This is a genomic window from Rhizobium ecuadorense (assembly GCF_001187535.1).
Classification (GTDB): Bacteria; Pseudomonadota; Alphaproteobacteria; order Rhizobiales; family Rhizobiaceae; genus Rhizobium; species Rhizobium ecuadorense.
The window spans coordinates 1-242 of the sequence record NZ_LFIO01000039.1 but is presented as its reverse complement, the minus strand read 5'-3'; the positions used below and the strand labels follow the sequence as shown (position 1 = coordinate 242).

Annotated in this window: 1 protein-coding gene; it reads left to right on the top strand. The window is 47.1% G+C overall.

Going from position 1 to position 242, the window contains the following annotated elements; all coding sequences use genetic code 11:
* Positions 1-106: 106 nt before the first annotated feature.
* Positions 107-242 (top strand): nitrilase-related carbon-nitrogen hydrolase (locus AF337_RS46005; RefSeq protein WP_280138809.1); only part of this gene is annotated, 136 nt, incomplete at its 3' end.

Sequence of the window (242 nt, the reverse complement as noted above, 5' to 3'; positions counted from 1 at the left end):
CAGCAACCTGATTTCCATTCAAAATCCGACTTATTTTCATCAAAAATGTCATTTTACGAAATAATGCTCGCATGTCAAATTGTTCAAGGCATCAGGAGCAATAGTCATGGCGTTCAAGGTTTCCTCCGTTCAGTTTCAGCATCGGGCAAACGACAAAGCCTATAATCTTGGGCGCATCGAATCCCTCACACTGCAAGCCGTCCAGGCCGGCAGCCAACTTGTGGCCTTCCCTGAGATGTGCC